At 69.8% G+C, this 6,710-nt stretch carries 8 protein-coding genes; 4 read left to right on the top strand and 4 right to left on the bottom strand.

The features are described 5' to 3' along the window. The first annotated feature begins 106 nt into the window (after positions 1-106). The 4 genes from ACTIGN_RS33610 to ACTIGN_RS33595 all read left to right on the top strand — a co-directional run bounded on the left by ACTIGN_RS33610 (position 107) and on the right by ACTIGN_RS33595 (position 2,682). Positions 107-955 (top strand): alpha/beta hydrolase, encoded by an 849-nt coding sequence (locus ACTIGN_RS33610; RefSeq protein WP_439632239.1) that lies wholly within the window; start codon positions 107-109, stop codon positions 953-955. 177 nt (positions 956-1,132) lie between these two features. After that, positions 1,133-2,002: a hypothetical protein gene (locus tag ACTIGN_RS33605; protein WP_439632237.1), complete on the top strand. Its 870-nt coding sequence runs from the start codon at positions 1,133-1,135 to the stop codon at positions 2,000-2,002. Between the two features lie 51 nt (positions 2,003-2,053). Beyond that, entirely contained in the window at positions 2,054-2,293 is a 240-nt protein-coding gene (locus ACTIGN_RS33600; RefSeq protein ID WP_439632235.1) for a type II toxin-antitoxin system Phd/YefM family antitoxin, read from the top strand. Beyond that, entirely contained in the window at positions 2,290-2,682 is a 393-nt protein-coding gene (locus tag ACTIGN_RS33595) for a type II toxin-antitoxin system VapC family toxin (protein ID WP_439632233.1), read from the top strand. Before ACTIGN_RS33600 ends, ACTIGN_RS33595 begins: the two co-directional genes overlap by 4 nt. 52 nt (positions 2,683-2,734) lie before the next feature. Here ACTIGN_RS33595 and ACTIGN_RS33590 read toward each other — a convergent pair whose 3' ends face one another. The 4 genes from ACTIGN_RS33590 to ACTIGN_RS33575 all read right to left on the bottom strand — a co-directional run bounded on the left by ACTIGN_RS33590 (position 2,735) and on the right by ACTIGN_RS33575 (position 6,636). After that, positions 2,735-3,166, bottom strand: coding sequence for an SMI1/KNR4 family protein (locus tag ACTIGN_RS33590; protein ID WP_439632231.1), 432 nt, complete (start codon positions 3,164-3,166; stop codon positions 2,735-2,737). Between the two features lie 39 nt (positions 3,167-3,205). Further along, on the bottom strand, positions 3,206-3,643 hold the full coding sequence (locus tag ACTIGN_RS33585; protein ID WP_439632229.1) for a tetratricopeptide repeat protein: 438 nt from the start codon (positions 3,641-3,643) through the stop codon (positions 3,206-3,208). A gap of 136 nt (positions 3,644-3,779) precedes the next feature. Continuing rightward, the gene (locus ACTIGN_RS33580) at positions 3,780-4,649 is read right to left on the bottom strand and encodes a fumarylacetoacetate hydrolase family protein (protein ID WP_439632227.1); all 870 of its coding nucleotides are present in this window, start codon (positions 4,647-4,649) and stop codon (positions 3,780-3,782) included. Between the two features lie 1,096 nt (positions 4,650-5,745). After that, positions 5,746-6,636, bottom strand: a complete 891-nt coding sequence (locus ACTIGN_RS33575; RefSeq protein ID WP_439632225.1) for a bestrophin family protein — start codon at positions 6,634-6,636, stop codon at positions 5,746-5,748. Between the last annotated feature and the right edge of the window lie 74 nt (positions 6,637-6,710).

Here is a 6,710-nt window from a genome sequence, read left to right as displayed (position 1 = left end):
ACCAGGTGCGTGGCATTTCGTCCGTGCCCGCGTGCGTGCCCGTGCCCGTGCCCGATTTCTGTCTTCCGTCCTCTGGCTGTCCGACCTCTGGCCCGGAGCCTGTACTATGGAACAGCCCGCGTCGCCCCGGCGGTCGTGGCCGCGTCGCATCGGCCGGTTCGTCCTCCGGTGGACCGTCTTCTACCTCGGGATCGTCCTCGTGATGTGGCTCCTCGAACGCAAGCTCGCGTTCCACCCGCTCGCCGCCGCCGACGGCTGGGAACCGCCCGTCGCCGCCGGCACCCGCGACGTGAGCTTCCCGTCGGCCGACGGCACCACGATCAACGCCTGGTGGCTCCCCGGCCCGACCCCATCGGCCGGCGCGCTGCTGCTCGCCAACGGCAACGGCGGGAACCTGTCGTACCGCGGGGAACTCGCCGACCGGCTGCACCGCACCCTCGGCTGCGGGGTGCTGCTGTTCGACTACCCGGGGTACGGCAAGAACCTCGGGAGCCCGTCGGAGGAGGGGTGCTACGCCGCCGGCGAGGCCGCGTTCCAGTGGCTCACGACCGACGCGCAGGTGCCGGCGAACCGCGTCATCCTCATGGGCGAGTCGCTCGGCGGCGGCACGGCGGTGGAACTCGCGACCCGGCACGACCACCGGGCGCTGGTGCTGCTGTACACGTTCACCTCGCTCCCCGCGGCCGCGAAGCACCACTACCCGTTCCTGCCGACGCACACGATCATGCGGACCCGGTTCGACAACCTCGCGAAGCTGCCCCGCTGCACCCGGCCCATCTTCATCGCGCACGGAACGGCCGACACGGTGGTCCCGTTCTCGCACAGCGAGACCCTCTACGCCGCCGCGCAGCCGCCCAAGGAGTTGTTCTGGGTGGAGGGGGCCGACCACGAATCGGCCGTCGGCATGCTGATGGCCGACCCGCTCGCGAAGTTCCTCGCCGCGAACGCGCCGTGACGGGCCGAAAATTCGAAGCTTGGTGTCCGGGCGAACCCTGAGCGCCAGCGAGGGGGTAAACGTCACCCCCTCGCTGGCGCTCAGGGTTCGCCCCGAACCGCAATTGCTCTTCCCCAGTTCCCGCACCCGCGGTATGCCCCCCGACCGATGGTGTCCCCCGGTCGCGGAGGTTCTCGCATGGTCCGCCGTTCCGCTCTGATTGCCGCCCTCGCGCTCACCCCCGTCGCGGCGCACGCACAGGCGCCCGCACCCGCCGCCACCGCTCCCGCGGGCGCGGTCCCGGCCCGGTTCAAGTGGAAGGCCGGCGAGGTGCTGACGTACAAGGTGACGCAGCAGACCGCCGTCCGCGAGACGAGCCTCGACGAGAAGACCGAGAAGCCGGTGACCACCGAGGCCCGCACGACCCTCGCGCTCGTCAAGAAGTGGGACGTGAAGGGCGTGGACGACAAGGGCGTCGCCACGCTCGAAATGACGATCACCAGCATGAAGACCGAGTTCCGCAAGCCCGACGGCACCAGCGTCGTCCGCGACTCGGCCGTGCCCGACCAGGCGAAGGAACTCGCGAGCTTCCTGAACACGCCGATCCTGACCGCGCGGGTGGACGCGCAGGGCAAGCTCATCGAGGTGAAGGAGTCGAAGGCCGGGTCCGCGGCACGGCTGCACGCCGAGTTGCCGTTCCGGTTCGTGCTCCCCGAGTCGGTGACCGTGGCGACCGGGCAGACGTGGGACCGCGCGTTCACGCTCAAGCTGGACCCGCCGCTCGGCACCGGCGAGAGCCACGAGTTCACGCAGAAGTACACCGGCGGGGTGAAGGACGGGCTGGTGTCGATCGGCGTGGAGACGACGCTGAAGACCGCCCCGAAGACGCTGGCCGAGCAGGTGCCGCTGGTTCCGATGCTGTGGACCGGCGAGGTGTACTTCAACCCGACCCTGGGCCGCTACCACGCCGCCCGCCTGAAGGTGAAGGCCGAGCTGCCGAACCACCAGGGCGAGGGCACCAAGTTCGAGTACGAGAGCGCCTACGTCGAGGACGTGGTCGAGAAGTGACCCGCCCGGGAAGCGGCTCGCGTTGCTCGCCAAGTGGGTTATGATTCGGGTATGAGCACCGTCACCGTGCAAGACCTGGAACGCGACCCCGCCGGCCTCCTCGCCCGCGTCGAGGCGGGCGAGCGGCTGGTCCTCTCCCGCGGTGGCCGCCCCGTGGCCGAACTCCTGCCGCTTCCCGCGCCCGCCAGCGGCCCGCGCCCGTTCGGCCTGGCCGCCGGCGCGTTCCGCGTCCCGGACGACTTCGACGCCCCGCTCCCCGACGACGTCTTGCGGGAGTTCGAGGGGTCATGAGACTGCTCCTCGACACCCACGTCTTCCTCTGGTACATCACCGCCGACCCGAAACTGCCGGTCGCGTTCCGGGCCGCCATTCAAGACCCCGCGAACGAGGTGTACCTGAGTGCCGCCTCGGTGTGGGAGGCGGTCATCAAACACGGGTTGGGGAAGTTGTCCCTACCCGATCCGCCCGCGGAATACTTCCCGCACCAGCGCCTCGCCCACGGCATCGCCGCCCTCCCGATCGACGAGGGCGCAATGATCCACCTCGCGACCCTCCCGCCCCTGCACCGCGACCCGTTCGACCGCCTCCTCATCGCACAGGCGCTCCAGCACGGGCTGACGCTCGTGTCCGTCGATGCAGCAATCGCTACGTATCCGGTGCCCTTGCTGCCCGCTGTTTAGTGGGCAGGGAGGTGTTCGATTACGAGCTGGGAGGCGGATGGAGCCGCGTCACTCACGACACGTCTCCGTCCAGTTCCCACTCCCCGGCGAGCCAGTCCAGGAACGACGGCGACACGTGCTCGAAGATCGGCGGGTCGGCCGCATCCTTGATGTAATCGCCGCGCCACCGCAGCACGGGTGCGGCTTCGTGGTTGCAATCGATGCACAGCCAGATGCCACACCCCTCTTCCGCGAAGACCAACATCCGCTCGGGCCACTGTGGATCGTCCCGCAATCTCACGTTCTGCTCGACCGACTCCTCAGGTGCAATGAAGTCCTCGCCCGCGTGGGTGAAGATGAATCGAACGTCGGCCGGAAGGGTGAACCCGAGCCGGTGCTCGACAGCGTCGAGGCGCTCTTCGGCATCCTCGGGTAACGGGTTGAGGTGTCCGCGACGCCGGCGGAACTGCTTGCGGAGTGCCCGTGCGAATTCCTTGCGGGTCATTTCCGCCTCCTCTTCGCTCCCCCGAATCCACACCGGTACTCACCACCCGCCCGGGGGCGGCTGGAGCCGTGTCTTGAGGAAGGCGAAGTACTTGTCGGCACCGGCGAAGATGTCCGGCCCCGCGCCCATGTAGGCCCGCGCCAGTTCGTCCGCCGCCCGGTCCAGGTCGCCCAACTCGAACTGGCACTGACCGAGGCGCAGGTGCAGGAACGGGTTGCCGATGGCCCCGGGGCAGTGCATCGCCAGCGACAGGTTGTCGCGACCCGCGGTGAAGTCGCCACTCAGGAAGTTCGCGTCCCCGACCGCAGCCAGGATCCACGTCGCAGCTTGCCAGTCCGTTTGGGGTTCCGGAAGCAGATCCCACGCCGCCCAGTATTGCTCCAGCGCAGCCGGGTAGAGGCGTTTCTTGGCCAGTACGTCGCCTTGCTTGCACAGTGCTTGGATGTGCTCGTGAGCGTCGTCTGAAAGCGCTGCCATCGAGACGCCCTCTGGCGAAGAAATGGTTCCCAACACCCCGGCGAGCCGGGAGCGTCAGCGACCGGAGCAACGGCTCTCCAATCACTCACGCTCCCGGCTCGCCGGGGTGAACGAACTGCTCAGTGCTCGGCGCTGCTCAGCTCTCGGCGACGCACGGGTTCTTCAGCACGCCGATCTTCTCGATCTCGACCTCGCACACGTCGCCCGGCTTCAGCAGCACCGGCGGCTTGCGGGCGATGCCCACGCCCGGGGGCGTGCCCGTGAAGATCAGGTCGCCCGGCTCCAGCGTGATGACCTGCGACAGGAACCACAGCAGGTGCGGGACGCCGAAGATGAACTCCTTCGTGTTCGAGTTCTGCAGCGTCGTCCCGTTCACCCGCAACTGCACCTGGAGGTTGTGCGGGTCCGGGATCTCGTCGGCGGTCACCAGCACCGGGCCGGTCGGCGCGAACGTGTCGAACGTCTTGCCGATGATCCACTGCTTCTCCTCGCCGCGGAACTGCCAGTCGCGGCCGCTCACGTCGTGCCCGACCGTGTACCCGCCGACGTAGTCGAACGCCGTCTTGTCGTTCGGGATGTGCCGGCCCCTCTTGCCGATCACGACCACCAGCTCGGCCTCGTAGTCCACCTTCTCGGACACCTTCGGGATCACGATCGGGTCGCCGTGCGCGATCAGCGTGTTCGGGAACTTGGCGAACAGCACCGGCTCCGGCGGGATCGGCCGGTTCCCCTCGATCGCGTGGTCGCGATAGTTCAGGCCGATGCACAGGATCTTCGCCGGGTGCGGGACTGGGGGCAGCAGCTTCACCGCGTTGGCCGCGTACTTCACCGCGTTCGGGCCCGCGGCGGCCTCGGCCGCGATCTTCCGGATGCCGGGGCTGGCGGCGAGGAGGTTCTTCACGCACGTCGGCAGGCCGGGGTCGGTGGCGTGCAGGTCGACGTAGCCGTCGGCGGTGGCAACAGCGGCCCGGGGGCCGTGCGGGGTGAGGATCGTGGCGAGGCGCATGTGCGGCGGGCTCCGGGTGGTGGTGGAACCCGGAGTATTGAATGAGTCCGCGCCCCCCGCGGCCAACCGCGGCCGCGGGATGGGCGGGAACCGAGAAATCGCGTTTGACCCGGCCCGGATCGTTCGGCATGTACAGATGTACCAGGGTTTGCACCCAGGAGTCCCAGGGTTTGCACCCAGGAGTCCCAGGGTTTGCACCCTGGGCTACGCACTGTCGTCCCTCCGGGACTTGAAGCATTGGAGCCCCCGAAGGGGGCGGCAGTCCGTAGCCCAGGGTGCAAACCCTGGGACTCCTGGGTGCAAACCCTGGGGCTTGGGTCCGACCTCCGATCCACCCTTTCCCCCGAGTGCCGTCATGCCCACCGTCACCCTCGAAGTGGAGGCCGTGCTGTCCCGCGCCGCGGACCTCCGCGCCGAGGGCTCGACGTGGGCCGCCATCGCCGCCGCTCTCGACCTGGACGCCGACGAGTTGAAGGCGCTGTGCCGGTTCAACCCGGCCTACCGACGCGCGGCCGCACGGGCGCGGCGCGAGGTCATCGCCGACGCCGCGGCCGAGTCCATGCGGTTCCTCCGCAAGCGGCTCCGCGGCGACGACGTGAGGGCCGCGCGCCGCGCCGCCGAGACGCTCTCGCGGGTGTGCATGACGCGAATCCGGCACCGCCGCCCGGTGAAGGACCGGCCGCCGCGCGTGGACCCGCGCCTCGAAGGGCTGCGGCCCGAGGACGCCGAGGAGGTATTGTTCCAGTGCGCGATGACCCCCGAGGAGCGCGCCCGGCACGACAAGATCGAGGCCGCGTGCCTCCCCGACTTCGACCGCGGCTTCGCACGGGCCCACGCCGACATGCTCACGCGCCACAAGCTCAAGAACCCGCCACCCCCCGACGGCGACGCCGGGCCGGATGCGATGGGTACTGGGGTTCCGAAGTCGCCGACCGGCCCAACCGCCCCGACCGGGGCCGGGCGCGAGCCGCACCGCACCGTCACCGAGATGAGCCGCACTTCTGCCCGCCCCCTGGCGGGGGGGGCCGCTCAGAGTCTCCGAGGAGCGGGTGAGGGGGCGACCTCTGCGACGCCAGTACCCCGCACCGCCCGCCGGTCACCGCGGCGAAGCGGCGGCCGCGAGCTGGCCGGCGTCGCGGGCGATGGTCAGGGTGAACTGCTCCAGGTTCAGGCAGTTCTCGTCCTTGCCGAACGGGTCCTCGGTCTCGACGCTGGCCTCCTCCATCCCGAACAGGCCGAGCGAGACCACGGCCATGAGCAGGGGCGACCACCACCCGCACCGCTCGGCCAGCACCAGCGGGAGCGTGAGCAGGTACGCGAGGATCAACTGCTTGATCATGGTCGCGTACACGAACGGGAGCGGGGTCTTCTGGATCTTCTCGCACCCGCCCTGGGCGTCGACCATCTTCGAGAGCAGGTCCTCCATGTGCCGCACGAGTTCGGGGCCGAACCGCCCGGCCCGGTACTCGCGGGCGATCCACGCGGAGATCGCCGCCGACACGGCCGTGGGCTGGTTCCCGAACCGCTCGGCCGTGCGGACCACCTCCGCGGGCACGTAGTCCCCGGCCTCGGTCAGGTCGCGGGACCCGTGGAGCGACTGCCGCAGGGTGATGACGAACCCGGTGACGAGCCCCGCGAGTTCGGCCCCGGTGTCGGTGTGCGCCGACCCGACCCGGACCAGGTTCCGGCTGCAGTTGATGAGCATCCCCCAGTGGGACCGCCCCTCCCAGTACCGGTTGTTCGACCCGTTCATGCGGAACACGATGAGGAACCCGAGCAGCGACCCGAGCACGGAGTGGGCGACCGGGTCGAGGGTGAGGGCCGCGTGCTCGTCGAACCACCCGAGGCGCGTGCCGACCTCGAGCGCGGTCTGGATGGTGGCGGTGTAGAGCGTGAAGATGGCGACCCGGCCGACGGCCCGGGGCAGGGCCGTCCCCCGGAACGAGAACACGGCGCGCCACCAACTGTAACGGTTGTACTCGATCATGGAGACCCGGGGCTTGGGGCAGTGCGGCCCCGTCCGTTGTATCGCGCCCCCGCGGCGCGGGGCCGGGGACGCGG

The sequence above is a fragment of the Gemmata sp. genome (assembly GCF_051859125.1).
Classification (GTDB): domain Bacteria; phylum Planctomycetota; class Planctomycetia; order Gemmatales; family Gemmataceae; genus Gemmata.
The sequence above is the reverse complement of the archived record's forward strand: the minus strand, read 5'-3'. Positions and strand labels throughout refer to the sequence as shown.

What these genes read in the sequence shown, in the direction of transcription:
- ACTIGN_RS33610 (WP_439632239.1), top strand. Translation starts at nt 107, where the DNA reads ATGGAACAGCCCGCGTCGCCCCGGCGGTCGTGGCCGCGTCGCATCGGC.
- ACTIGN_RS33605 (WP_439632237.1), top strand. Translation starts at nt 1,133, where the DNA reads ATGGTCCGCCGTTCCGCTCTGATTGCCGCCCTCGCGCTCACCCCCGTC.
- ACTIGN_RS33600 (WP_439632235.1), top strand. Translation starts at nt 2,054, where the DNA reads ATGAGCACCGTCACCGTGCAAGACCTGGAACGCGACCCCGCCGGCCTC.
- ACTIGN_RS33595 (WP_439632233.1), top strand. Translation starts at nt 2,290, where the DNA reads ATGAGACTGCTCCTCGACACCCACGTCTTCCTCTGGTACATCACCGCC.
- ACTIGN_RS33590 (WP_439632231.1), bottom strand. Translation starts at nt 3,166, where the DNA reads ATGACCCGCAAGGAATTCGCACGGGCACTCCGCAAGCAGTTCCGCCGG.
- ACTIGN_RS33585 (WP_439632229.1), bottom strand. Translation starts at nt 3,643, where the DNA reads ATGGCAGCGCTTTCAGACGACGCTCACGAGCACATCCAAGCACTGTGC.
- ACTIGN_RS33580 (WP_439632227.1), bottom strand. Translation starts at nt 4,649, where the DNA reads ATGCGCCTCGCCACGATCCTCACCCCGCACGGCCCCCGGGCCGCTGTT.
- ACTIGN_RS33575 (WP_439632225.1), bottom strand. Translation starts at nt 6,636, where the DNA reads ATGATCGAGTACAACCGTTACAGTTGGTGGCGCGCCGTGTTCTCGTTC.